Source organism: Streptomyces sp. NPDC056128 (assembly GCF_042263835.1).
In the GTDB taxonomy this organism is placed as follows: Bacteria; Actinomycetota; Actinomycetes; order Streptomycetales; family Streptomycetaceae; genus Streptomyces.
This window is the reverse complement of record NZ_JBHJVQ010000003.1, coordinates 496211-519924: the sequence shown is the minus strand read 5'-3', so window position 1 is coordinate 519924 and position 23714 is coordinate 496211. Positions and strand designations below refer to the sequence as shown.

Here is a 23714-nt window from a genome sequence, read left to right as displayed (position 1 = left end):
CGCAAACGGAGGGTGGCGGAGGGTGACGCCGCGGGCGGTGCCGGGAGCCCGTTTCGGGGCATGCCGAAGCGGGCGGGCGCCCGGGGCGCCCGCCCGCTTCACTAGGGCCTGTCTGACCATTCCCGTCGTCGCCCGGAGGGCGGCCTCGCGGCGTCAGGTGCGTGCTCTCGCCGTGCCGGGCGTAGAGCCTCGTACTGGACGTACTTGGCTCTGCGCCCGGTGCGGTGAGAGTGCGTGCATGGCGTCGCGAGGCTGGGGGCACCTCCCGGCCGGAGGCTGGGGGAGGGAATGGTCAGACAGGCCCTGGGTGCCGTGCCGGCCCCTGCTACTCGGTCTTCACCTTGATCGAGCCGCTGATGATGCCCTCCTTGGCCTTGGCCACGGCGTCCTTGGCGCCCGGGACCTCGGCGAACTTCGGGTTGCTGTCGGACAGGCCCACCCCGTCCGACTTCAGGTCGAAGGTGTGGGTGCCGGTCAGCGGCTTGCCGTCCTCGACCGACTTGGCCAGGGCGAAGACCGCGCCGTCGATGTCCTTGAGGGCGGAGGTCAGGATGTAGTCCTTGTAGGCCGCGAGGGCCTCCTGCTCGTACTGGTCCGAGTCGACGCCGATCGCCCAGACCTTCGCCTTGGCGGCCGCCTCGATCACGCCCTGCCCGGACAGACCGGCCGCCTGGTAGACGACGTCGGCCTTCTTCTCGATCTGGCCCTCGGCGGCCGCGCGGCCCTTGTCCGGGCTGGAGAAGCCGCCCTCCTCGGCGGTCTGCGTCAGGTACTGCGAGATGACCTTGATCTTGGGGTCGGTGTCCTGGACGCCCTGCTTGTAGCCGGCCTCGAACTTGTGGATCAGCGGGATGTCCACGCCGCCCACGAAACCGACCGTCTTGGACTTGGTGGCCTTGGCGGCGGCGACACCGGCGAGGTACGAGGCCTCGTTCTCGGCGAAGACGAGGGACGCCACGTTCTTGCCCTCGACCACCGAGTCGACGATGCCGAAGGTGGTGTCCGGGTACTTCGAGGCGACCGCCTTCATCGCCGGGCCGTAGGCGAAGCCGACGCCGATGACGGGGTTGTAGCCCTGCTTGGCCAGGGAGGTCAGCCGCTGTTCCTTGTCGGCGTCCGTCTCACCGTCGGTGGGCTCGATGTCGGCGGTCTTGTAGCCGAACTCCTTCTTCGCCCGCTCCAGACCGGCGTACGCGGCGTCGTTGAAGGACTGGTCGCCCTTGCCGCCGATGTCGTACGCGATGGCGAGGCCCTTGTCGTCCTTGCCGTCGCCGCTGTCGCTGCTGGTGCCTCCGCAGGCCGTGGCGGCGAGTGCGAGCGACGCGGCCCCCACCGCGACGCGGGTCAGTCTCGATATCCGACGCATCTGAAGTTCCCCATTCTCCAAAGCCCCGCAGCGGGCGCTCGGTTCGGCGCAGATTAACGCGCGTAGAAACTCCTGGGAACGGGGTTCCGCATGGCCGTTACCCATTCGTGCCGCTGGCCGGTTACGACCTTGTGAACGACCGCGTCGGGCTGCCCCCGGCCCGCCACGGCCGCGACCGCGACGGGCTCGGCGGAGCCGTGCCGCTCAGTTGACGGCGTCGATGAGCGCCGCCGCGGTGAACATCTCCACGCCGACGGTGATGGCGCTCTCGTCCACGTCGAAGTCGCCCTGGTGCAGGTCGCGGACGGTGCGCTCGCCGGGCGGGCGGACGCCGAGGCGGGCCATGGCGCCGGGCACGTGCTCCAGGTACCAGGAGAAGTCCTCGCCGCCGAGGCTCTGCTCGGTGCTCTCCACGGAGTCCGTGCCGAGCCGGGCGATCATGGCGGTCTGGAGGAGTTCGACGCTGGTCACCTCGTTGACGACCGGCGGCACTCCCCGTACGTAGGTGATCTCGGACTTCGCCCGGTAGAGGTTGGCGATCTCGTCGATGGCGCCCACCACCAGGTCGGGGGCCTGGCGCCAGGCGTCGAGGTCGAGGCAGCGGACCGTCCCGGCGAGTTCGGCGTGCTGCGGGATGACGTTCGGGGCGTGGCCGGACTCGACCCGGCCCCAGGTCAGGGCGAGGCCGCTGCGGCTGTCCACGCGGCGGGCGACGAGCGAGGGCACGTCGGTGACCACCCGCGCGGCGGCGGTGACCAGGTCGGTGGTCAGATGCGGGCGGGCGGTGTGGCCGCCGGGTCCGTTGAGGGCGATCTCCAGCCGGTCGCAGGCGGAGGTGATGGGCCCCACCCGCAGTCCGATCCGCCCGGCGTCCACCCGGGGGTCGCAGTGCACGGCCAGGATCCGGCGCACCCCGTCGAGCGCGCCGCCCTCGATCGCGTCGGCGGCGCCGCCGGGCAGCACCTCCTCCGCGGGCTGGAAGACCAGCCGCACCGGCCGGGGCAGCAGACCCCGCTCGTGCAGCGCGGCGAGGACCAGTCCGGTGCCGAGGACGACGGTGGTGTGCACGTCGTGGCCGCAGGCGTGGGCGCGGTCCGGCACCCGCGAGTGGTACGCGCAGTCGCTCTTGGTGTCCGGGATGGGCAGGGCGTCGATGTCGGCCCGCAGGGCGAGCATGCGCGGCCCGCCGGCCCACTGTCCCGAGTCGGTGTTGGTGCCGATGTCGCAGACGAGCCCGGTTCCGACCGGAAGCACGCGCGGCTTGAGGCCGGCCCGTTCGAGCCGTTCCTTGATCGCGGCGGTGGTGCGGAACTCCTGGTTGCCCAGCTCGGGGTGCATGTGCAGGTCGCGGCGGAAGGCCACGAGTTCTGCGCGCAACGCCTCCGGCAACGCACCGGGAAGTTGCGCTTCCCCTGACGGATCGGCCTCGGTCTCACGGGACATCAGTTGCTTCACCCTCTGAAGGGTAGGACGCCGGGGTGGTCAACTGTCCCACGATCAACAAAATTTCAGCCCGTTAGGCGAAGAAAGTTGGCCGCTCGGCGCATGGCTCTCAACGGGGGTGGGTACACTCACCCGCTTCTGGCCTCGGCACCCGGCTCCGTCTTCCTTGTTTACTTGCTCCTCTCACGCATACCACGGTACGGCTGAGCCACGCTGGACCGTCCACGTGAGATGACCTAGACCGCGTGCGCCACCGCCGACAGCCGGTGGACGTCCGGGGCCGAGCCCGTGACCCCGGACAGGAAGCCCCGCGCCCGCGGTGAGGCGTGCTGGGTGAGCCAGGCGGGGTCGATGTCGCAGACCGCGACGCGGACCTCGGTGCCGGCCAGGGCCAGCGGCAGGGTGTGGACGACGGTGGAGGGGAAACTCAGGACCGTTCGGCCGATCGGGCCGCGGCGGGCGATCAGCTCCAGGGGAAGGTCGGGGCGGACGATCTGCAGGCCCGTCTCCACGGCCAGCCGGTGCAGCTTCTCGGCGCTCTCGCGGCGGTGGGCGAAGTAGCGGGCCGCCCCGTGCGTCCTCGCCAGGCCGCGTACGGCGTCCAGGTAGCGGTCGGCCTCGACGACACCGGTCTCGACCAGGGAGGTGCCGACCATGTCGGCGCCCTTGGTGATGCGCGGCGGGCCGAAGCGGGCGCGGGTCCAGGCGAAGTCGTTCGCGGTGACGGTGACGCCGTCCGGGACGTCCTCGATGGGCATGGAGGAGAAGACCGAGACCTGGCGGTCCGGGGTCGGGGTGAGGCGGTGGCGGGCGGACCGGGAGACCGGGGCGAAGAGCAGGTCGCGCGGGCCGGGGCGGCTGCCCTTGCGGTGCCAGCGCACCAGGCGTTCGCCCTGGGCGAGCTGGGTGACGAACTCCATGGTGGCCGTGCCGTCGTCGACGACGACGAGGTCGTGGGCGCGGGTGATGGTCAGGAGCAGTTGGACGTAGCGGGAGAAGGGGTCGCCCATCACGACCCGTTCGGCCTGGCGCAGGGCGGTGGTGAGGCCGCCCACCGTGCGGAAGGGTGCCGTGGCACCGCCCCGGGCCTCCTCCCAGCGGATCGCGTGGCCCTCCTTGCGGGCCAGTTCCGCCATGCGGCGCAGCTGACCGCGGGTCATCGGGTCCACGGGGGACAGCACCACGAGGGTGAGCTCCGCGCCGGGTGCGCGGGTGTGCGCCCACTCCAGCACGTTCAGCAGTTGTACCGGGCTCTCGACGAAGGCGAGAGTGCGGGGGCCGGCATTCCCGGCGCGGGGGCTCATCGGCGTACGACCGTCCCGTGGTGAGGGCCTTGTGGGGTGGTGGGGCCTGGTGTCAGACGGTGACGGGCTCGCCCGCGGCGTCGGCGATCTCCGCCTCGGCGACGACACCGGTGACGCGGCGCAGCTTCTTCATCGGGCCCAGCTCGGACTCGTAGACCTTCTTGACGCCGTCGCCGAGGGAGGCCTCGATGGTGCGGATGTCGCGCACCAGGCGGGTCAGGCCCTGCGGCTCGACGGAGGCGGCCTGGTCGGAGCCCCACATGGCGCGGTCGAGGGTGATGTGGCGCTCGACGAAGGCGGCGCCGAGGGCGACGGCGGCGAGCGTGGTCTGCAGGCCGGTCTCGTGGCCGGAGTAGCCGATCGGGACGTTCGGGTACTCCTGCTGGAGGGTGTGGATGACGCGGAGGTTCAGCTCCTCGGCCTGCGCCGGGTACGTCGACGTGGCGTGGCACATGAGGATGTTGTCGCTGCCCAGGACCTCGACCGCGTGGCGGATCTGCTTCGGGGTGGACATGCCGGTGGAGAGGATGACGGTGCGGCCGGTGGCGCGCAGGGCGCGCAGCAGCTCGTCGTCGGTCAGCGAGGCGGAGGCGACCTTGTGGGCGGGGACGTCGAACTTCTCCAGGAAGGCGACGGCCTCGGTGTCCCACGGGGAGGCGAACCAGGCGATGTTCTTGGTCTTGCAGTACTCGTCGATCTGGCGGTACTCGTCCTCGCCGAACTCCACGCGGTGGCGGTAGTCGATGTACGTCATCCGGCCCCAGGGGGTGTCCCGCTCGATGTCCCACTGGTCGCGCGGGGTGCAGATCTCGGGAGTGCGCTTCTGGAACTTGACGGCGTCGCAGCCGGCCTCGGCGGCGGCGTCGATCAGCTTGAAGGCGTTCTCCAGCTCGCCGTTGTGGTTGATGCCGATCTCACCGGTGACGTAGACGGGGCGGCCGGGGCCGGCCTCGCGGGTACCGAAGGTGCGGATGCGGGAGTTGGTGCTCATGGCAGCGGTTCCTTACTTGGGCTGGGTGATCGTGGGGGATTCGAGGGAGTCGGGGGTGCCGTGGGAGTCGAGGGCGTCGAGCGAGGGGCCGAGGAGCCAGCTCGCGATCTCCCGGATGGCGCCGTCGCCGCCGGGGACGGTGGTCACCGCGCGGGCCGCGCCGCGTACGGCGTCGTGGGCGCTGGCGACCGCCACGGGCCAGCCGACGAGGGCGAAGCACGGGAGGTCGTTGACGTCGTTGCCGACGTAGAGCACGCGTTCGGGCGCGATGCCCTGTTCCTCGCACCACTGCTTGAGGGCGAGGTCCTTGCGGTCGATGCCGTGCAGCACGGGGAGCTTGAGCTTGCGCGCGCGGGCGGCGACGACCGAGTTCACCTCCGTGGACAGGATCAGCATCGTCAGGCCGCTGCGGCGCAGGGCCGCGATGCCGAGTCCGTCGCCGCGGTGCACGGAGACGAACTCCCGTCCGTCGGAGTCGATCAGCACCCGGTCGTCGGTCTGGGTGCCGTCGAAGTCGAGGACGACCGCGTCGATGTCGTGCGCGGTCGGGAGGGCGCCGGGCCGGGCGGCGTCGAAGTGCGGTGCCAGGGCGCGGGCGCGGGCCAGGTCGTGCGGGTCGTCGATCTCCAGGACGCGGGCCGGGTCGGTGCGGACCATTTCGGTGCGGCCGAAGAAGCGGTGCCCGTGCTTGCGGAAGCCGGGGGCGGCCATGGCGTAGGCGGCGCCGGTCTCCAGCAGGTCCTGGGGGCGGTCCTGGCGGCGGGGGCGGTACGACTTGTCGTGGTTGACGCCGTAGCCGCCGTCGGGGGCGTCGGCCTCGTCCGCGCCGTCGCGCCACACGAAGCCGTGGAACGGGGCCACCGTCACCGCGGTGTCGGCGCCGGCCTCGGCGACCGCGCCGGCCACCCCGTCGATGTCCTCGCGGACGATGAACGGGCTGGTGCACTGCACGAGCAGCACCACGTCGACGGCGGCGCCGTGCAGGGCCTCGTGGGCGTCCATGGCGTGCAGCACGGCGGCCTCGGAGGTGGCCGTGTCTCCCGCGATGGCGGCGGGCCGCAGCACGACCTCGGCGCCGGCCTCCCGGGCCGCCGCGGCGATGGTCTGGTCGTCGGTGGAGACGACGACGTCCGTCACCAGGCGGGCGGCCCGGCACTCGCGCACCGCGCGGGCCACGAGCGGGACGCCGCCGACGGGGGCGAGGTTCTTCGCGGGCACTCCCTTGGAGCCACCGCGTGCGGGAATCACCGCGAGCACCCGGCGCACCGAAGCGCCCTGGCCCGCTTCCGGGTTGGACATGGGGTCTGCTCCTTGTGCGGGGATCTGGGCGGAGGTGGAGGTCGTGGGGGTGGGGCCGGCCCCGGGCGCCGGGGCCGGGACGGGCGCCGGGGCGGGCACGGTCCGCGGGGCGGGGCCGGGCGGGTTCGGGACGGCGGTGGCTGCCGGGGTGGGCCCGAAAGCCGGGGTGGGCCCAATCGGGTTCGAGGTGGCGGCGAGCGCCGGGGCGGACCCGGGGTCCCGGGCGGGCTCGGGCGGGTTCGGGGCGGCGGTGGGTGCCGGGGCGAGCCCGGGGCCCGGGGCGGGCCCGGTCGGGTTCGGGACGGCAGCGGGTACCGGGACGGACCCGAAAGCCGGGGCGAGCCCGGTCGAGTTCGGGACGGCAGCGGATGCCGGGACGGACCCGAAAGCCGGGGCGAGCCCGGTCGAGTTCGGGACGGCAGCGGATGCCGGGACGGACCCGAAAGCCGGGGCGAGCCCGGCCGGGTTCGGGACGGCAGCGGGCGCCGGGGTGGGCCCGAAAGCCGGGCGGGGTGCGGGGGCGGTCACAGTTCCCCCATGCGGCGGATCACCGGGGCGACGCGCTGGACGCCGTGGCGGTAGGCGCCGCGTGCCGCCCTGCGCACGACCTGGCGGACGGGGCCGGGTTCGCGGTCGGCGGCCGGGGCGCCGGGCAGCGGGGTGCCGTCGGGGGCGAGGTGGTGGCGAGCGAGGATGCCGGGCAGGTAGCCGGGGGCGGTGACCGGTGTGTAGTACGGGGCGAGCGGGGGCAGGGCGCCGTGCAGGGCGGTGATGCGGTCGCGGGCCTCGTCGAAGGCGGTCGCGTACTCGCCGTCCGCCGCGACGCCCTGCCGGGCGACCCACTCGGCGTCGGGTGCCGGGCGGTGGCCCTCGTCGAGCTGGTCCCAGGAGGCGAGGCAGCCGGAGCCGATGAAGTGGTGGTTGCCGAGGGTCTCGCGGACCCCCAGGTCGGTGAGGACGACCGTCGGGATGCGGCGGTGCAGGGACTCCAGGGCCGCGGTGGAGCTGATGGTGACCAGCAGGTCGGTGCGGTCCAGGACCTCGCCCATGTGCCCGTAGACCAGGCGGAAGTTGGGCGGCGGACCGGCCCGCTGCACCAGCTTCTGGTACGGCAGCTCCTCGATGTGCGTGGTGTGCTCGCCGGGCTTGGAGCGCAGCTTGAGCAGTACCTCGCGCTCGGGGTGCCGGCGGGCGTGCCGGATCAGCCGTTCGAGGAGGTACGTACGGTCCTTGCGGCTGTCCGGCACGGAGGGCTGGGCGGCGAAGACGACCGTGTAGGGGCGGTCGGTGCCGTCGGGCTCGCCCGTGTACCCCGCGCCGCCCAGGAAGGGCAGGGCCACCTCGGTCACGGCGGCGGCGTCGGCGCCGACCCCCTCGTACACGGACCGGAAACGCTCCGCGTCCTGGCGGGAGTTGGCGAGGACAAGGTCGGCGCCGTGGCGCAGCAGCAGGCCGTCGGCGAGCTTCTCGTAGACGACGCCGACGTAGCCGGTGACGACCACGGGCCGGTCGGCGCGGTCCCGCCAGGCGCGGCCGAGTCCGTGCAGCATCGCCTGGACGCCGCCGCCGACCAGGGCGAGGACGAGGACGTCGTAGGACTCCTCGCCCCGCGCCGCCTCCATGGCGCGCAGGAACTCGACGGCGGTCACCTCGCGGAGCGAGTCCGCGGTGACGCCGACCTCCCGCAGCTGGCGGGCGGTGGGGGTGGCTCGGCCGCGCAGGAGGTAGCCGTCGAGGCGGATGTCCTCCGGTTCCGCGGGGGAGATCCGGGTCGCGGTGAGCGCGCCCCATTTCCACCGGGTGTCGGAGTCCGCCAGGACGGCGACTCGCAGGGCCTTCGTTGCACTTGCTGGCACGTCGTAGACGCTAGGAAGCCATTTCTAGGAACCGCCCAACCGGAATCCAACAAATGGTGAACAGCACATCGCCGATAGGGGAATCAGCTCGCCCGGCATCCGTAAAAATGTTCGCTTCACTGCTTCGCCACGCCGCGTTCACCTCACATCAAGGCGGCGGTAAAGCCGAATGCCGGGCCGGCGCATAACGTCGCTCACGTGCCCAAGCTCTCCGTCATCGTGCCGTTCTACAACGTTCGGCAGTACGCACCAGACACCCTGCGGAGTCTGCGCGCAAACGCGCGGGACGACTTCGAATTCATTCTCGTCGACGACTGCTCGACCGACGGGACCGTGGACCTCCTCGCCGGTGCCGAGCGCGAGCTGCCGGGGGCGGTGCTGGTCATACACGAGAAGAACGGCGGCCTGGCGACCGCCCGCAACACCGGCATCGACCGGGCGCGCGGCGAGTACGTCACCTTCCTGGACGGCGACGACTGGCTGGCGCCCGGCCACTGTGCCCGGCTGGTGGCCGCGATCGAGGGGCTGGACGTCGACTTCGTGCGCACCGACCACGTGCAGTGCACCGGGCGGGCCCGCACGCTGCACCGCGTCCCGCACGGCCGCCGCAACGTGGCGCTGCGTCCGCGCGACGCGATCCTGCCCGCTCACCGCACGACCTCCGTCGACTACGCCTACGCGTGGGCGGGCGTCTACCACCGGCGGCTGGCCGAGCGCGGTCTGCTGCACTTCACCGACGGGCTGCGCACGGCCGAGGACCGGCCGTGGATCTGGAAGCTGCACCGGGAGGCGGACTCCTTCGCGGTGACGGGGCTGCTCGGTGCCTTCTACCGGCGCGGGGTGGCGTCCTCGCTCACCCAGATCGGTGACGTCCGCCAGCTCGACTTCATCCGCGCGTTCGACGAGGTCGTCGCGGGGGCGGCGGGTGACCCGGAGGCGGAGCTGCTGCTGCCCAAGGCCGTGCGGACGTACTGCGCGATCATTTCCCACCATCTCGGTTCCATCGAAAGGTTCGAGCCTGCCGTGGCGCGGAAACTCAAGGAGATGAGCGCGGCGGCGCTGCGGCGGATGCCGCAGGACGCGCTCGACGTCGCGCTCGGGTCGATGGACGCCGAGCGCGCCACGCGGCTGCGCCGACTGCGCCGGCGCGCAGGAACGGGGGCGGCGGCGTGACCACGCAGATCTTCCTGGCGTCGACGCTGTACGGCACGGCGACGCTCGCGGCGGCCCTGGACACCGGCTGCTTCGCCCCGGCCGACCGGCGGATCCTGCTGGTCTCCAACAACGCGGCGACGCCGGAGACGGCCCCGTCCGTCGACCGGATGCCGGGGTTCGAGCGGCTGCGCGAGCGGTTCGACGACGTGGTGTCGTGGAACGAGGCGATCTTCCCCTTCCACCCCGGCGGCTGGTCGCCGCGGCTGGACGACGTACCCATGTGGGAGCGGCATCTGCGGCTGGCCTGGGGCATCGGCGACGACGACGTGGCGCTGGCCGTGGAGTCGATCCAGGTGCACCCCGCGCTCGGCGTGGCGCAGATCTTCACCGACGCGCCGCTGACCGTCTACGCGGACGGGCTGATGAGCTACGGGCCCACCCGCACCAAGCTGGCCCCCCTGGTCGGCACGCGCGTCGAACGGCTGCTCCACCTGGACCTGGTGCCGGGGCTCGCGCCGCTGCTGCTGACGGAGTTCGGCGTCGAGCCCGAGATCGTGCCGACCCCGGCGTTCACGAAGGTGCTGGCCGAGCTGGCGGAGACCGGCGCGGGTCTGCCGGACGTGGAGCGGCCGGCGGTGCTGCTGGGCCAGTACCTGTCGGCGCTGGGGGTGCTCTCCGCCGAGGAGGAGGAAGACCTGCACGTGCGGATGCTGACCGGCGCGGCGGCGCTCGGGCACACCCGCGTGGTGTTCAAGTCCCACCCCACCGCCCCGGCCCGCTTCACCCGCAGCCTGGAGCGGGAGGCCGGGAAACTCGGCGTCGAGCTGCACGTGGTGGAGACGCCGGTCCTCGCGGAGGTGCTGTTCCAGCGGACCCGCCCGGCGCTGGTCGTCGGCTGCTTCTCCACGGCGCTGCTCACCGCGTCCGCGCTGTACGGGCTGCCGGTGGCGCGGGTCGGCACCGAGACGCTGCTGGACCGGCTGACGCCGTACGAGAACAGCAACCGCGTCCCCGCGACCCTCGTGGACGCGCTGCTGCCGGACCTGTCCGACGCCGCCGCGGTCGCCGAGGGCCGGCCGGGCACGGACGCCGACGCCCTCACCGCGCTGCTGCGGACCGTCGGCTTCGCGATGCAGCCGAAGGTCCTCCCGGAGCTGCGCCCCGCCGCCGAGGCCTACCTCCGCACCAACCTGACCCCCCACACCTGGCACTACTTCAAAAAACGCCGCCTCACCTCCCTGGGCCTCCCCGGCGGCATCCCGTCCCGCCTGACCTTCCTGCCACACAACTCGACGGCCCGGAGGGTTGTACGGCGGGCACGGGCGATTCGGCGGTCCTTGGGGCGGTGAGGGCACCTGCTGGTGAGGGCGGGCACGGGGGCGTGGGGCCGGGTGGGCGCGCGGCGGGCCCGGTTGGCGGTGATCGTCGGTTCTGGGCGAGCACCGGAGTGCCTGGCCGGGCCCACCCGCGGGTGACGGGCGTCGCCGGGGCCCGGAGCCGGGCGGGCGCGACCGGTGCGGGGCGGGGAGCACCCCCGGGCACGGTATGCCCCCGGGGCCCGGAGCCAGCCAGGCGCGCGGCGCAGCCGGTCGGCGGTGGCCGTCGGCCCGGGCGGGCGCCGCTGTGCCCGGGGTGGTGCACCCGCCAGTGACGGCAACCGCCGGGGCCCGAAGCGGGGCGGGCGGCGCGGCCGCCGGGCCGGGCGGGGGGGGCAACCCGGCGGCCGGGCGTCGTCCCGTCGTGCCAGGGCGGCGGTGGGTGGCGGGTCTCCCCGGGAGGGTGAGTGTTCACCCGGTGTCCGTCCCCCGGCCACCCGCGGAGCGTTGGGCTGGGGCACATTCGGGCTCCGGTCGGAGAACGGTGGCAGGCATGACGAAATCCCTGGCGGGATTGTTCAAGGCACGGCAGAAGGACGCCGCCAGGCCGGTGCTGTACGCGCGGAGCATGCGCCTGTGCGGTGAGTATCTCGCCGGGGAGGGTGACGGGGCAACGGGCCCGCAGGTGCGGCTCACCCGGTCGATCGGCGTGTTCGCGGCCTCGCTGGACAGCCCGTCGGCCGACCCCTTCGACGCCCTGCTCCAGGTCGGCGAGCGCGCGCTGGAGGCGGGTGGGGAGCGCGGGCTGGGTCTGGCGCTCGGGCTCGCCGAGTCGTCGGCCGGGATCCGGCAGCGGTCCAAGGGCGCCTGGCGGCTGCGCGGCCTGGCGCTGGACGGGCTCGGCCGCGGCGACGAGGCGCTCCAGTGCTACGAGCGCTACGTCACGCTCCTCGGCGGCGGCGCCCCCGCACCCGAGGTCGCCCGCAGGATGGACACCCTGCGCCGCCGCCGCGCCTGCCTCGACGCGGCCGTGGCGCTCTTCCCCGAGGCGGGCGCCGGCCCCGCCGGCCTGCTCCGCGAGCCCACCACGACCACCGCGGTCGTCGAACCCCGGTTCGCCTCCTTCGTACGGGAGCGGCTGGCCGAGCACGGCCCCGGCGACCCGGCAGTGCGGCGCCTGCTGGAGCTGCACGGCCGTCACCGGCGCCTCGTCGAGCAGGGCGCCGTACCCGAACCCCTGCTCGGCGGCGCCACCCCGGTCGGCGTGTCCGGTCTGCGGGGCCTGCTCGCGGGGCGGACGGTGTGCCTGGTCGCGAACGCCGGGGACGTCGCCGCGAGCACCCTGGGCGCGGAGATCGACCGCTACGACCTGGTGGTGCGCTGCGACGGCTACCGCGTCCGCGCCCAGGGCACCGGCGAGCGCACCGGCCTGCACGCCGTCACGCTGCGGGGCGGCGCCCCCTGGGAGGAGCCCGCCTGGACGCGGCCGGCCGGCATCCGGCTGGTGTTCGGCGACCCGGCCGCCGACTGGCGCCGCGCCGTCCGGACCCGGCTGGCGCCCGGCGCGCAGGAGCACGTCGGCGACGCCTCCCTGCGCCGCCCGCTCGGCGACCCGGCCCTGCTGGGCGAGGGCGGCTGGGAGGCGGCGACGACCACCGCCTTCACCGTGCTCCGGCTCCTGGACTTCCTGGACGCCAGCCCCCGCCTCGACCTGATCGGCTTCACCCTGCCCGGCCGGCTGCGGCCGAGGGAGGCCGAGTGGGTCATGGACCGCGCGACGCACGTCGACGACAGCAAGATGAGGATCGCCCTGCGATGACCCACTCCCCCGCCTCCGCGGACGACCGGTCCACCGTCACCGGCAGACGCCGGATCGCCTTCGCCGTCCACACCGACCGGGACGGCCTGTCCCGCCTCCCCACGCTGATACGCAGCCTGGCGCTGACCAACCCGGGGGTGTGCGAGGACTTCGTGGTCCTCCACCCCGGTCTGCCCGACGACACGTTCGACGCGCTGCGGCCGCTGCACCCGCGCCTCGTCACCCGCCGCGCGGAGGGCGGCCGCGGGGACGTCTTCCGGCTGGAGGGGTACGACACCGTCGTCGCCCTCGACCCCGGCATGGTCGTCCTGGGCGACCTCGGCGAGCTGCTGCGGATGCGCCACGGGGTGGCCGCCGTACCGCAGTCGCCGCACGCCGGACAGCGGGACGGGGAGCGGCGGCCGGTGGTGCTGCCCGACGGGCTGTTCGTCCTCCAGCGCGCGGACGTGGACGACGCCCTGGCGGCCAGGCTCGCCACCGCCGCCACCGCCGCCACCGCCGCCGCCGACGCCACCGACGCCACCGACGCCACCGACGAGGTCGTCGTGCCCGCCGACCCCCTGACCCCGCTCGACGCGCGGTACGACTTCCTCGCCCGCCGCCTGCGCGACGACCTGCCGGTACCCGATGACGTCGCCGTCCTGCGCTTCACGGGACCGTCCGACGCCCCCGCGTACGGCCCCGCGGCCGAGGCGCGGCGCCGTTTCGAGCTGGGCGACGAGGAGTTCCGCGCCGCCTTCCGCGCCCTGCGCGGCCGCAAGCACCCCGAGCTGCTGGCGCACTACGCCCCGCCGCTGCTGAAGGCGCGCCCCTCGCTGGACCTGGCCCGCACGGTCGCCGACGTGTACCGAGGGCAGGGCCGGTACGACGAGGCGGTCGAGGTCCTCGCGCCCGTCGTGGCGGACCGGCTGGACGCGCCGCGCTGCCACGAGACCCTGGGCGTCTGCCTGATGGCGCTGTCCCGCTACGACGAGGCCGAGGCCCATCTGCTGCTGGCGGCTGCCTCCCCCGACGTCGCCCCGCGCGCCTTCGCGCAGCTCGCCCGGCTGGCCTGGCTCCGCGGCCGGGAGGCGGACGCGCACGCCTACGCCCGCGAGGGCTTGGATGCCGACCCCACCGACGCGGGCTGCCACGCCTGGTACGTCCGCACCCGGCCGGACGGCTCGGACACGGAGGGCCAGAACACGGAGGGCCAGAACGCGGACGGCGCGGCCGGCGGCACCCGCGGCCCCGACCCGGCCCCCTCCGAACAGCTCGCGCACGTGGCGCTGTTCGCCGAGGGCGACGAGAACGCCGGGGACAAGGTCCTGCCCGAGGCCGTACGCATGTGCTTCGGCACCGACACGGGCCCCCGCCACTGGTACCCGCAGCCGGTGCACCGGCTGGTCGACGAGGCGGCACTGGAGCGGCTGAACGCGCGCCGCGGGGTGGTCGTGGGCGGCGGCGGGCTCTTTCTCCCGGACACCTCCCCCAACGGCAACAGCCACTGGCAGTGGAACGTGCCGGACGACCTGCTGGCCCGCGTCACCGCGCCGCTCGCGGTGTTCGCGGTCGGCTACAACGTCTTCGACGGGCAGCTCTACCGGCGGCGCCGGTTCGCCGAGAGCCTGCGCGTCCTCGTGGAGCGGTCGGCGTTCTTCGGGCTGCGCAACCACGGCTCCATCGACCGGGTCCGCGAACTGCTCCCCGCCTCGTTGCGCGACCGAGTCCGCTACCAGCCCTGCCCGACCACGGTGGCCCGGCGCCTGCTCCCGGGCCGCTTCGAGGCGGCCGAGCGTTCCGACACCGTCCTGGTCAACTGCGCCTACGACCGCGCAGGCCTGCGGTTCGGGCACGACTACGGGCACTTCCTCGCCCAGACGGCCCACGCGCTCGGCGCCCTGCGGGAGCGGGCGGACGTCCGGTACGCGGCGCACATGCCGGCCGACGAACGGTTCGTGCACGACCTGCGCCGGGAGCACGGCATCGCCCTGCCCGTCGAGCGGCTCTACGCCATGGCGAACGACACGATCCGCGACCTGTACGCCCGTGCGCGGCTGGTGATCGGGATGCGCGGGCACGCCGGCATGATCCCCTTCGGCTGCGGGACCCCGATCCTGAGCCTCGTCTCCCATCCGAAGCTGGCCTACTTCCTGTCGGACATCGGGCGCCCGGAGTGGGGGCTGTCGGTGCACGACCGGGAGCTGGGACCGCGCCTCGCGGAGCGGGCGTCCGCGGTGCTCGACGACCACGCGGCGGCGGTCGCCGACGTGCACGGCGCGCAGGAATTCCTGTGGAAGACCACGCAGTCGAACCTCCAGGAACTGCGGGGCGTCTTCGACCTGACGTGAATCACGGGCATGAATCACGGGCGTGAATCACCAAGAATTCACTTCCACCGCGAACGGAGTTCGCTTTTCCGCGCCCGATTGGACACCGGCGGATTCGGCGGCGTCGTTAGCCTGTTCCAATCCCCGACCTTCGAGCGTGAGAGGCCCGCGTGCCGAAACTGTCCGTCGTCGTCCCCATGCACAATGTGGAGACCTTCGCCGAGAGCACTCTGAGAAGTCTCGCCAACAACGCGGACCCGGACTTCGAGTTCCTGCTCGTCGACGACTGCTCCACGGATGCCACGTCATGGGTGATCGACCGCTGGGCGGAGCGCCGCTCCGACACCCGGGTGATCCGGCACGAGACCAACCGGGGCATAGCGCAGGCCCGCAACAGCGGAATCGACGCGGCCCGGGGCGAGTACGTCACGTTCCTCGACGGCGACGACTGGTACGGGCCGGGTTACCTGCCCGAACTCGTGCGCAGCGTCGATGAGTTGGGCTGCGACTTCGCCCGCACCGACCACGTGCAGGCAACCGGCACCGAGCGGGTGATCAAGCGGCCGCCGGCGCCCGTGCGCAACACCGTGATGGACCCGCGCGACGGCATCGCGCCGCCGCACATGGAGACGATGGTGGACTACCCCTTCGTCTGGGCGGGGATCTACCGCCGGCACCTCTTCGCCGACGGCGGGATGCGCTTCGCGACCGAACTGCGCACCGCCGAGGACCGGTTGTGGATCTGGCGCCTGCACCTGAAGGCCCGCTCGTACGCGTCCGTCGGTCTGCACGGCGTGTTCTACCGGCGCGGCGTCGCCACCTCACTGACCCAGATCAAGGACTCCCGGCAGCTGGACTTCATCCCGGCCTACGACATGCTCCTCGCGGACCTGCTGAAGGACCCGGAGGCCGAGCGCTTCCTGCCGAAGGCCGTGCGGACGTACTGCGCCATGATCGCCTTCCACCTCGGCAAGGTGGACGAGTACGAGTCCTCGGCGGCCCAGCGGCTGCGCCGGGAGGCGCGGGACGCGCTGCACCGCATGCCCCAGCACGTGCTGGAGGAGACGCTCCGGACCATCGACAGGACTCGCGGCAGGCTGCTCGGCCGCCTGCGTGACGGGCGGAAGGCTGCCTGACCATGTCCCACAACACCTCCACGCCCCACCCGACTTCCACGCCCCCCAGGACCCAGATCTTCCAGGTCTCCACCCTGTACGGAGCCGCCACCCTCGCCGCGGCGCTCGACGCGGGCCTGTTCGGGCCGCGCGACGGCGCCCGGCGGGTGCTGCTGGTCTCGAACAACGCCGCCATACCCGAGACCGCGCTGCGGCTGGACGAGATGCACGGGTACGGGCGAATAACCGCGCGGTTCGACTCCGTCGTCAGCTGGAACGACGCGATCCGCCCGCACCACCCCAGCGCCTGGGGCCCGCGCGGAAACGACACGGCACTGTGGCAGAAGGCCTTCCGGCTCGCCTGGGGCATCGACGAGCGGGACCTGGTCGAGCTGGCGGTCGAGTCGATCCAGGTCAACCCGGCCCGCGCGCTGGCGGCGATCTTCTCCGAGAGCGTCGTCCACGTGTACGCCGACGGCCTGATGAGCTACGGCCCGACCCGCGAGAAGCTCCCGCTGACCATCGCGAGCCGCGTCCGGCGCCTCCTCCACCTGGACCTGATCCCGGGGCTGCGGCCCCTGCTGCTGTCCGAGTACGGCGTCGAACCCGAGATCGTCCCCGACGACGCGTTCCGCGCCGTACTCGACGAGATCTCCCGGGACGCGGCGGACGACCCCGAACTGGCCCCCGTGCTCCGGGAGAAGCCGACGGCCGTGCTGCTCGGCCAGTACCTGGCGGCGATCAACATCCTCACCGCGCAGGAGGAGGAGGACCTGCACGTCCGGATGCTCACCGGGGCCGCGCGGGCCGGGCACCGGTCCGTGGTCTTCAAGCCGCACCCGACGGCCCCCGCCGGTTACACGGCGGCCCTGAGCAAGGCGGCGGCGGACGCGGGCGTACGGCTCACCGTGCTGGACGCGCCGCTGCTGGCCGAGACGCTGTACGACCGCTGCGCGCCCGAACTGGTCGTCGGCTGCTTCTCGACGGCGATGGTGACCGCCTCGGCCTACTACGACGTGCCCGTCGCCCGGGTGGGGACGGCGCTGGTGATGGAGCGGCTCAAGCCGTACCCGAACAGCAACCGGGTGCCGCTGGCCGTGGTCGACCACCTGGTGCCCGACCTGGAGCGCGGCGAGGAACCGGCCCGTGTCGGCGCGGCACCCGAGTCGCTGTCACCGCTGGTGCGGGCGATCGGCTTCTGCATGCAGCCCAAGACGTACGCGGACCTGCGGGAGCCGACCGAGGCGTGGCTGCGCGCCCATCTGTCCGCCACCCCCGCCCACTACTTCCCCGAACTGCGGCTGACCGAGCTGGGACTGCCCGGCAGCCGCCCGCAGTTGCGCGCGAAGCTCCAGGTGCGGCGGGCCCGGCGCGTGGTGCGCAGGGCGGTGCGGCGCGGCGCCGGGAAGAAGTGACCCCGGCCGGGCCGCTCAGCCCAGCCAGCGGCCCAGCCGCAGCCGCGTCCACAGCAGGACGGCGGCGAACGACAGGACGACCGTCGCGACCGTCAGCCCGGCGAGCCCGCCCACGGCGCCGGCCCAGCCCGCGTCCGCGGAGACCACGCGCGGGGCGAGCGCCTCCAGGAACATCAGGTGGACCAGGTAGGCCCCGAAGGAGGCCCCCGCGAGCCGGGCAAGGAGCGGGCGGAAGCGCTCCGGCACCCTGATCCGGTTGAGGGCCATCAGCAGGGTCCCCGCCAGCAGCGCCACCACGAGCGAGGCGTACGGGCCGGGGAAGTGCACCCGGTGCTCGTAGACGGCCACCGCGGCCCACGCGCACAGCCCGCCGGCCAGCCACAGCAGCCGTCGTCCCCGGCCGGCGACGGCGGAGCCCGGCAGCGAGAGCAGGACGGCCCCGGCGACGGCGTACACGATCTGGTAGACGCCGAACTGCCAGGCGAAGGGCGGGACCCGGACGTCGAGGAGGCGCCCGAGGTCGCCGAGCACGGTCGGCGCGAGGGCGATGCCGAGCAGCGCGGCACCCGCGCCCCAGGGCCGTTTGCCGGCCCTGACCAGGACGGCCACCGACAGCAGCAGGATCACGGGGACGTAGGCGTACAGGTACCAGAGGTGGAAGGCGGGCCGGACGGAGCCGAACACCGCGTCCAGGGCGAGCTGGCGCACGGGGTCGGTGTGGGCGTCCCGCACCCAGTCCCAGAGCAGGTAGGCGACAGTCCACACGGCCATCGGCACGACGATGCGGGTCAGGCGCTTGCGGACCTGGCCGTCGTCACGGGGCGGCGCGCCGCTGAGCACGACCCACCCGGCGATGGCGAAGAACAGCGGCACGGCGCACCGGCTCAGCGCGTCCCCGGCGAGGGCGGTCCAGTAGACGGGCCCGCCGCCCGCGGGGGTGCGGTCCACGGCCTTCATGAGTTCGCCCGCGGCGTGGCAGACGATGACCCCGACCGAGGCCAGGACGCGGACGAGGTCGATGTCGTACCGGTGCTCCCCCCGGACGCGCGGGGGCGAGGGCGCGGCGGCGGGGGCGGCGGGCCGTACGGAGTCGGCGGCGGTCAGGGGCTCGGCGGCGATGGGTGGTCACTCCCGGGTAGGACGCGCGGGGACATCGGTGCAGGCTATGAGGGCTGCTTGAGCGGCGGGAAGCCGTGCCGGATGAACATCGGCCACCTGTGCGTGACCTTCCGGTGAACGGCGGGAGACGTCATCCGGCGGCCGTCCGGAGTTCCGCAGAAGTTCGCCCGGCGGCCCGTCCGGAGGCAGCGCGTCCGGCCGGGGACCTCCCTAGTCTGGCCGCACCCACCCCACTGGCGTTCCGCGTACCCACCTGCACCTCCGTGACGGATTGAGGTCGTTCGCCCATGCACAGCCGTTCCCTGCTCCGCAGTCCGGTCTCCCGGCGTCTGCTGCGTCCCGTGGCGGATCTGATCGACCAGCGCATCGACCGTCGGGTGCGCTCGGCGGTCCGGGAGGCCACGCCCCACCGGCTGACCTGCGACGTGCTGCTCGGCGCGGACGGGCGCGGCCTGTCCCGGGTGCTGGCCGAGGGCCCGCTGGAGCGGCTGCGCGCCGAGGTCGCGGCGCTGTCCGGCGACCGTGCCGCGGCCACCCGCAACGTCACGACCGCCTACCGCCTCCTGATCGCGCTGGAGTCGCTGGGCGTGGGCCGGATCGCGGGCGGCACCATGAACATCTGCGGCAAGCTCGCCACCGTCCCGCTGCTCGATCCGCCGAACGACGAGGTCCTGGAGATAGGGACGCTGTACGGCATGTTCTCCACCGGTCTGATCCGGATGCTGGAGCGCGACGGCCGCGGCCCGAGCCTGACCATCGTGGACCCCTTCGCCGGTGTGCAGCTCCAGCCCGGCACCACCGTGCGCCCCGACCCGACGGGCACCCCGGTCGACGAGCACGCCGTGCGCACCAACCTGGCCCTCGCCGGCCGGGCGGGCGCGGCGGCGCGGATCCGGCGCGGCTACTCCGAGGACCCCGAGACCCGGGCGGCCGTCTCGGACCGCCCCTACGGCGTGATCGTCGTCGACGGCGACCACTCGGCGAAGGGGGTCCGCCAGGACCTCCAGTGGGCCGAGGAGATCGCCGCGCCCGGCGGGATCGTCGTCCTCGACGACTACGGCGACCCGAGTTGGCCGGGCATCAAGGAGGCCCTGGACGACCACCTGAAGGACGGCACGCGCTTCACCTACCTGGGCAGGGCGGCCCACTCCGCCTTCCTGCGGGCGTCCTGAACACCGTTCACGGGCACCCCGGACGGGTGATGATGCATGCCCCGAACGGCGGTCCGAGGGTGCGGTCGGCGGCGGCCCCGGCGCTGACGGCCGCCGCGACACCGGGTCCCTCGCGGCCGCCGTACCGGTGTGCGGAGCGGCCACCGACGCCTTGGTTGCGGACGGTGCCCGCGCGGACGCGTTGAGCAATTCGTGCGATTTTCCTTCCATCGGATCGCGCGCGCCGACCCCATTTCCGGCTCGGAGGAGGCATCCTCCCCTCATGGCCACTGCGCAAGAGACGCACAAGTACCCCGGTGAGCTGAACGACGTCCCCGGCTGGTTCTGGCCGCTCGACCAGGTGCTGTTCTCCTGGTTCCTGGAGCGCCAGGAGACCATGGACACCCGCGGCGACCTGCTGGAACTGGGTGCCTACCTGGGCAAGAGCGCGATCCTGCTCGGGCACCGGCTGCGGGACGGCGAGACGCTCACCGTCTGCGACCTGTTCGGGGCCGAGCCGCCGGACGCGGCCAACCGGGCGGAGGCGGCGAAGTCGTACTCCTCCCTCACCCGGCAGGCCTTCGAACGGAACTACCTCTCCTTCCACAAGACCCTGCCCACCATCGTCCAGGCGCCCAGCTCCGCGATCGTCGACGAGGTCGCGCCGGGCAGCTGCCGCTTCGTCCACATCGACGCCTCGCACCTGTACGAGCACGTCGAGGGCGACATCGGCGCGGCCCGCGATCTGCTGGGGCCCGACGGGATCGTCGTCCTCGACGACTTCCGCAGCGAGCACACCCCGGGCGTCGCCGTCGCCGCCTGGGAGGCGGTGCTCAACCGCGGGCTGCGCCCGGTCTGCCTGAGCAGCCAGAAGCTGTACGGCACCTGGGGCGACCCGGAGCCGGTGCAGGAGGCGCTGCTGGCCGCGTTGCGCGGGCGCGACGAGATCGCCGTGACGGTGGAGCGGGCCGCGGGACAGCGGCTGGTGCGGACCCGCGCCAAGAGCAAGCGGCTGAGCCCGCCCCCGCTGCCGGTCTCCCGGTACCCGGCGCCGACCGAGCCGGAGGCGCCGCCGGCGGACACCGCACCCGTGCCGGGCCAGACCACCCAGCCGCGCCCGGCGGGCCGCACGGCCCGGACCACCCGGCCGCCGAACCCGCGCGCCCGGACCCGCCGACTGGCCCTGGACCTGCTCCCACCGATCGTCACCCGCGCCGTGCGCCGGTATCTGGCCGCGCAGCGGGCGAAATCCGGCGGGTCGGGTCAGTCCAGGCCGTAGGCCGTGCCGATGCCCGTGATCACCAGGGCGAGCGCTTCCTCGAAGTGCCGCTCGTAGTCCGTGAAGATCTCCGCGCCCGCCGCGGCCGTCAGTGGGTAGGCGGCCAGCAGGCGGGCGCGTTCGTCCACGTCGAAGCCCTCCCGGCGCTCGCCGGGCAGCGGCTGGACGCCCTGTTCCTCGGTGACGAACCCGAGCGTGAACAGGTACGCCGTCGTACTGGCCCGCACCGCCTGGGCGAGGGTGAGCCCGGCGGCGGTGAACAGGCGCAGGCTGTCCTCCATCTGCTCGGCGTGCTCCGCGCCGGTGAAGCGTGAGCCGCTGAACACCCTGGCGCCGTCCCGGTAGCCGAGCAGGCTCGCACGCAGCCCGCGGTTGGTCTTGAGCAGCCGCTCCCGCCAGGTGTCGGCCGGGTCGAGCGGGGTCCCCGCCACCATCCGCCGGTACATCTCGGTGGCCATCTCGTCGAGCAGGGCCTGCTTGTCCTTGAAGTGCCAGTACAGGGCGGGCGCCTTGACGTCCAGCTCCTTGGCGATGGCGCGCAGGGTCAGGCCGTCCAGACCGACCTCGTTCAGCAGTCTCAGCGCCGTGTCCGCGACCCGTCGGCGGTCCAGGGGGGTGCGTCGTTCGGTACTCACGCTTGACAGCTTAACGGCGTTAAGTCCATCCTCGGACCCAAGCCAGCACTTAACAACGTTAAGGAGAGTCCCCGTGAACAACGTGGACACGGACGTTCTGGTCGTCGGCGCGGGCCCCACCGGCCTCGCCCTCGGCATCGACCTGGCCCGGCGCGGCGTGGACGCGCTGGTCGTGGAGCGCGCCGGGGCGCTGTTCCCCGGTTCGCGGGGCAAGGGCATCCAACCGCGCACGATGGAGGTCTTCGACGACCTCGGCGTCCTCGACGCCATCCACGCGGCGGGCGGCACCTATCCGGTCGGCATGGTCTGGCGGGACGGCGAGCGGGTCGGCGAGCACCGGATGTTCGACCCGGCCGAGGCGAGCGAGGACTCGCCGTACGACGCGCCCTGGATGGTCCCGCAGTGGCGCACGCAGGAGATCCTGGCCCGGCGGCTGGCGGAGCTGGGCGGCGAGGTCGCCTTCGGCCGGGAGGTCACCGGCGTCGCGCAGGACGCGGACGGCGTCACCGCGCACTTCTCCTCCGGCCGGGCCGTGCGGGCCCGCTACCTGGTCGCGGCGGACGGCGGCCGCTCGGCGGTGCGCCGCGCGCTGGGCGTCGGCATGAGCGGGGAGGCCGTCGACCCGCACCCGACCCTGGTCGCGGACGTCCGGATCACCGGCCTGGACCGCGACAACTGGCACATCTTCCCGCCCCGCGACGGCGACGAGGGCGTCGGCTTCCTCGCCGTCTGCCCGCTGGCCGGCACCGAGGACTTCCAGGTGGTCGCCCGGTTCCCGGAGGGCACGGCGGTGGACCTCACCCCGGACGGCGTCCGCGCGGTCGTCGCCGCCCGCTCGCACCTCGCCCCCGAGGCCGTCACCGAGGTGCGCTGGGCCTCCGACTTCCGGCCCCGCGCCGCCCTGGCCGACCGCTTCCGGGCGGGCCGGGTCTTCCTCGCCGGGGACGCGGCGCACGTGCACTCACCGGCGGGCGGCCAGGGTCTGAACACCAGCGTCCAGGACGCCTACAACCTCGGCTGGAAGCTGGGCGCCGTCCTGCGCGACGGCGCCCCGGAGGCGCTGCTGGACAGCTACGAGGCGGAACGGCGCCCGGTCGCCGACCGGATGCTCGGCCTGTCCACCGGCGTCCACCGCGGCGAGGTGCGGCGCGGGCACGCGACCCGCCAGCTGGGGCTGGGCTACCGGGACTCGGCGCTGACCGTGGAGGCGCGGGCGGCGGTCCCGGAGGGCGCGCTGCGGGCCGGCGACCGTGCTCCCGACGGGAAGGTGGACGGCGTACGGCTCTTCGACGCCTTCCGGGGACCGCACTGGACGCTGCTGGCGCTGGGCGCGGAGGCCCCCGCGGCGCCCGGTGGTGCGGACGGGGCGGTGCGGGTGGTGCGCGGGGAGCCGCACCCGGCGTACGGCACGGGCCTGTTCCTCGTACGGCCGGACGGGTACGTCGGCTGGGCGGGCGACTCCCCGGCCGGCCTCGACGGCTACCTGTCCCGGTCCGTCAGCCGTCGCCGTCGAGGAGAGTGTCGACAGAGAGGTCGAGGGTGACACCGACCGACTCTGGTACGCGGACGGACTCGCCTCTCTTGTAGCGGGCGGGGTCGGGGTACTTGCCGTCGGCCGGGTTGGTGTAGAGGAGGACCTCGTCGTGGTGGCGGTCGGCGATGACGTAGACCGGGATGCCCGCCCTGGCATACGTCCCCACCTTGATGGCCGTGTCATTCGACCAGTTGGTGGAAGTCACTTCCAAGACCAACCGGAAGACGTGCGGTGCGTAGCAGTTCTTCTCCACGACCGCATCTCTGTAGTCATCATCGACCACGGAGAAGTCGGGCACCGCGTAGTCGTCCGGACCCGTCGGCAGCCACAACCCGATGCCACCGATGTATCTGAGTCCGGCCTGCTTCGCCCCGACCCGCGCGAACTCCTCGACGAGCCAGGTCAGCGACTCCTGGTGCGGACCATCCGGCGGCGGTGTCACAACGATGCTCCCGTTGAGAATCTCAACCCGGTGACCGGGCAGCTCCTCCCAGAGGTGGTCAGCAGCATCAGCAAGCGACGACTCGTGCATCATGACAGCCACGGCACCCTCCTTACGGGAACACCTTTCACGAGCCTAACCGGCAACGTGCGGTTTTCGCCCCCGA

18 protein-coding genes are annotated in these 23714 nt (G+C 73.4%); 9 read left to right on the top strand and 9 right to left on the bottom strand.

The window, feature by feature from the left end; all coding sequences use genetic code 11:
• Positions 1 to 325: 325 nt before the first annotated feature.
• The 6 genes from ACFC1X_RS10490 to ACFC1X_RS10465 form a co-directional block, all read right to left on the bottom strand.
• The gene (locus tag ACFC1X_RS10490; protein WP_376350821.1) at positions 326 to 1366 is read right to left on the bottom strand and encodes a BMP family protein; all 1041 of its coding nucleotides are present in this window, start codon (positions 1364 to 1366) and stop codon (positions 326 to 328) included.
• A 204-nt stretch (positions 1367 to 1570) separates the two neighbouring features.
• Positions 1571 to 2809: a M20 family metallopeptidase gene (locus tag ACFC1X_RS10485; protein WP_376351049.1), complete on the bottom strand. Its 1239-nt coding sequence runs from the start codon at positions 2807 to 2809 to the stop codon at positions 1571 to 1573.
• 236 nt (positions 2810 to 3045) lie between these two features.
• Complete coding sequence (locus ACFC1X_RS10480) at positions 3046 to 4113, bottom strand: hypothetical protein (RefSeq protein ID WP_376350818.1); 1068 nt, start codon at positions 4111 to 4113, stop codon at positions 3046 to 3048.
• 52 nt (positions 4114 to 4165) lie between these two features.
• A complete protein-coding gene (locus ACFC1X_RS10475; RefSeq protein WP_376350815.1) occupies positions 4166 to 5104 on the bottom strand; it encodes an N-acetylneuraminate synthase family protein in 939 nt (312 codons plus the stop codon).
• A gap of 12 nt (positions 5105 to 5116) precedes the next feature.
• On the bottom strand, positions 5117 to 6403 hold the full coding sequence (locus ACFC1X_RS10470; protein WP_376350813.1) for a cytidylyltransferase domain-containing protein: 1287 nt from the start codon (positions 6401 to 6403) through the stop codon (positions 5117 to 5119).
• Positions 6404 to 6927: 524 nt separating this feature from the next.
• Positions 6928 to 8259, bottom strand: coding sequence for a DUF6716 putative glycosyltransferase (locus tag ACFC1X_RS10465; RefSeq protein WP_376350811.1), 1332 nt, complete (start codon positions 8257 to 8259; stop codon positions 6928 to 6930).
• A gap of 198 nt (positions 8260 to 8457) precedes the next feature.
• Here ACFC1X_RS10465 and ACFC1X_RS10460 point away from each other — a divergent pair, with 198 nt between their 5' ends.
• The 6 genes from ACFC1X_RS10460 (at position 8458) to ACFC1X_RS10435 (ending at position 17388) form a co-directional block, all read left to right on the top strand.
• Positions 8458 to 9432 (top strand): glycosyltransferase family 2 protein, encoded by a 975-nt coding sequence (locus ACFC1X_RS10460; RefSeq protein ID WP_376350808.1) that lies wholly within the window; start codon positions 8458 to 8460, stop codon positions 9430 to 9432.
• Positions 9429 to 10763 carry a polysialyltransferase family glycosyltransferase gene (locus ACFC1X_RS10455; RefSeq protein WP_376350806.1) on the top strand — a complete coding sequence of 445 codons (1335 nt, stop codon included), beginning with the start codon at positions 9429 to 9431 and terminating at the stop codon, positions 10761 to 10763. Before ACFC1X_RS10460 ends, ACFC1X_RS10455 begins: the two co-directional genes overlap by 4 nt.
• Before the next feature lie 520 nt (positions 10764 to 11283).
• The gene (locus tag ACFC1X_RS10450; protein WP_376350803.1) at positions 11284 to 12549 is read left to right on the top strand and encodes a hypothetical protein; all 1266 of its coding nucleotides are present in this window, start codon (positions 11284 to 11286) and stop codon (positions 12547 to 12549) included.
• Positions 12546 to 14879 carry a polysaccharide pyruvyl transferase family protein gene (locus ACFC1X_RS10445; RefSeq protein WP_376350800.1) on the top strand — a complete coding sequence of 778 codons (2334 nt, stop codon included), beginning with the start codon at positions 12546 to 12548 and terminating at the stop codon, positions 14877 to 14879. Before ACFC1X_RS10450 ends, ACFC1X_RS10445 begins: the two co-directional genes overlap by 4 nt.
• Before the next feature lie 149 nt (positions 14880 to 15028).
• Positions 15029 to 15994 carry a glycosyltransferase family 2 protein gene (locus ACFC1X_RS10440; RefSeq protein WP_376350799.1) on the top strand — a complete coding sequence of 322 codons (966 nt, stop codon included), beginning with the start codon at positions 15029 to 15031 and terminating at the stop codon, positions 15992 to 15994.
• A 2-nt stretch (positions 15995 to 15996) separates the two neighbouring features.
• Entirely contained in the window at positions 15997 to 17388 is a 1392-nt protein-coding gene (locus tag ACFC1X_RS10435) for a polysialyltransferase family glycosyltransferase (RefSeq protein ID WP_376350797.1), read from the top strand.
• 15 nt (positions 17389 to 17403) lie between these two features.
• Here ACFC1X_RS10435 and ACFC1X_RS10430 read toward each other — a convergent pair whose 3' ends face one another.
• Positions 17404 to 18492 (bottom strand): acyltransferase, encoded by a 1089-nt coding sequence (locus ACFC1X_RS10430; RefSeq protein ID WP_376351046.1) that lies wholly within the window; start codon positions 18490 to 18492, stop codon positions 17404 to 17406.
• Between the two features lie 302 nt (positions 18493 to 18794).
• Between ACFC1X_RS10430 and ACFC1X_RS10425 the strand changes: the two genes are divergently transcribed.
• Positions 18795 to 19679, top strand: coding sequence for a class I SAM-dependent methyltransferase (locus tag ACFC1X_RS10425; RefSeq protein ID WP_376350795.1), 885 nt, complete (start codon positions 18795 to 18797; stop codon positions 19677 to 19679).
• Positions 19680 to 19941: 262 nt separating this feature from the next.
• Positions 19942 to 20937: a class I SAM-dependent methyltransferase gene (locus ACFC1X_RS10420; protein WP_376350792.1), complete on the top strand. Its 996-nt coding sequence runs from the start codon at positions 19942 to 19944 to the stop codon at positions 20935 to 20937.
• Here the strand turns inward: ACFC1X_RS10420 and ACFC1X_RS10415 are convergent.
• Positions 20922 to 21572: a TetR/AcrR family transcriptional regulator gene (locus tag ACFC1X_RS10415; RefSeq protein WP_376350790.1), complete on the bottom strand. Its 651-nt coding sequence runs from the start codon at positions 21570 to 21572 to the stop codon at positions 20922 to 20924. The genes ACFC1X_RS10420 and ACFC1X_RS10415 overlap by 16 nt on opposite strands.
• An 82-nt stretch (positions 21573 to 21654) precedes the next feature.
• Between ACFC1X_RS10415 and ACFC1X_RS10410 the strand changes: the two genes are divergently transcribed.
• The gene (locus ACFC1X_RS10410; protein ID WP_376351043.1) at positions 21655 to 23115 is read left to right on the top strand and encodes an FAD-dependent oxidoreductase; all 1461 of its coding nucleotides are present in this window, start codon (positions 21655 to 21657) and stop codon (positions 23113 to 23115) included.
• Here the strand turns inward: ACFC1X_RS10410 and ACFC1X_RS10405 are convergent.
• Positions 23069 to 23641: a Uma2 family endonuclease gene (locus tag ACFC1X_RS10405; protein WP_376351041.1), complete on the bottom strand. Its 573-nt coding sequence runs from the start codon at positions 23639 to 23641 to the stop codon at positions 23069 to 23071. The genes ACFC1X_RS10410 and ACFC1X_RS10405 overlap by 47 nt on opposite strands.
• Positions 23642 to 23714 lie beyond the last annotated feature (73 nt).

What these genes read in the sequence shown, in the direction of transcription:
- ACFC1X_RS10490 (WP_376350821.1), bottom strand. Translation starts at nt 1,366, where the DNA reads ATGCGTCGGATATCGAGACTGACCCGCGTCGCGGTGGGGGCCGCGTCG.
- ACFC1X_RS10485 (WP_376351049.1), bottom strand. Translation starts at nt 2,809, where the DNA reads ATGTCCCGTGAGACCGAGGCCGATCCGTCAGGGGAAGCGCAACTTCCC.
- ACFC1X_RS10480 (WP_376350818.1), bottom strand. Translation starts at nt 4,113, where the DNA reads ATGAGCCCCCGCGCCGGGAATGCCGGCCCCCGCACTCTCGCCTTCGTC.
- ACFC1X_RS10475 (WP_376350815.1), bottom strand. Translation starts at nt 5,104, where the DNA reads ATGAGCACCAACTCCCGCATCCGCACCTTCGGTACCCGCGAGGCCGGC.
- ACFC1X_RS10470 (WP_376350813.1), bottom strand. Translation starts at nt 6,403, where the DNA reads ATGTCCAACCCGGAAGCGGGCCAGGGCGCTTCGGTGCGCCGGGTGCTC.
- ACFC1X_RS10450 (WP_376350803.1), top strand. Translation starts at nt 11,284, where the DNA reads ATGACGAAATCCCTGGCGGGATTGTTCAAGGCACGGCAGAAGGACGCC.
- ACFC1X_RS10445 (WP_376350800.1), top strand. Translation starts at nt 12,546, where the DNA reads ATGACCCACTCCCCCGCCTCCGCGGACGACCGGTCCACCGTCACCGGC.
- ACFC1X_RS10435 (WP_376350797.1), top strand. Translation starts at nt 15,997, where the DNA reads ATGTCCCACAACACCTCCACGCCCCACCCGACTTCCACGCCCCCCAGG.
- ACFC1X_RS10425 (WP_376350795.1), top strand. Translation starts at nt 18,795, where the DNA reads ATGCACAGCCGTTCCCTGCTCCGCAGTCCGGTCTCCCGGCGTCTGCTG.
- ACFC1X_RS10420 (WP_376350792.1), top strand. Translation starts at nt 19,942, where the DNA reads ATGGCCACTGCGCAAGAGACGCACAAGTACCCCGGTGAGCTGAACGAC.
- ACFC1X_RS10405 (WP_376351041.1), bottom strand. Translation starts at nt 23,641, where the DNA reads ATGATGCACGAGTCGTCGCTTGCTGATGCTGCTGACCACCTCTGGGAG.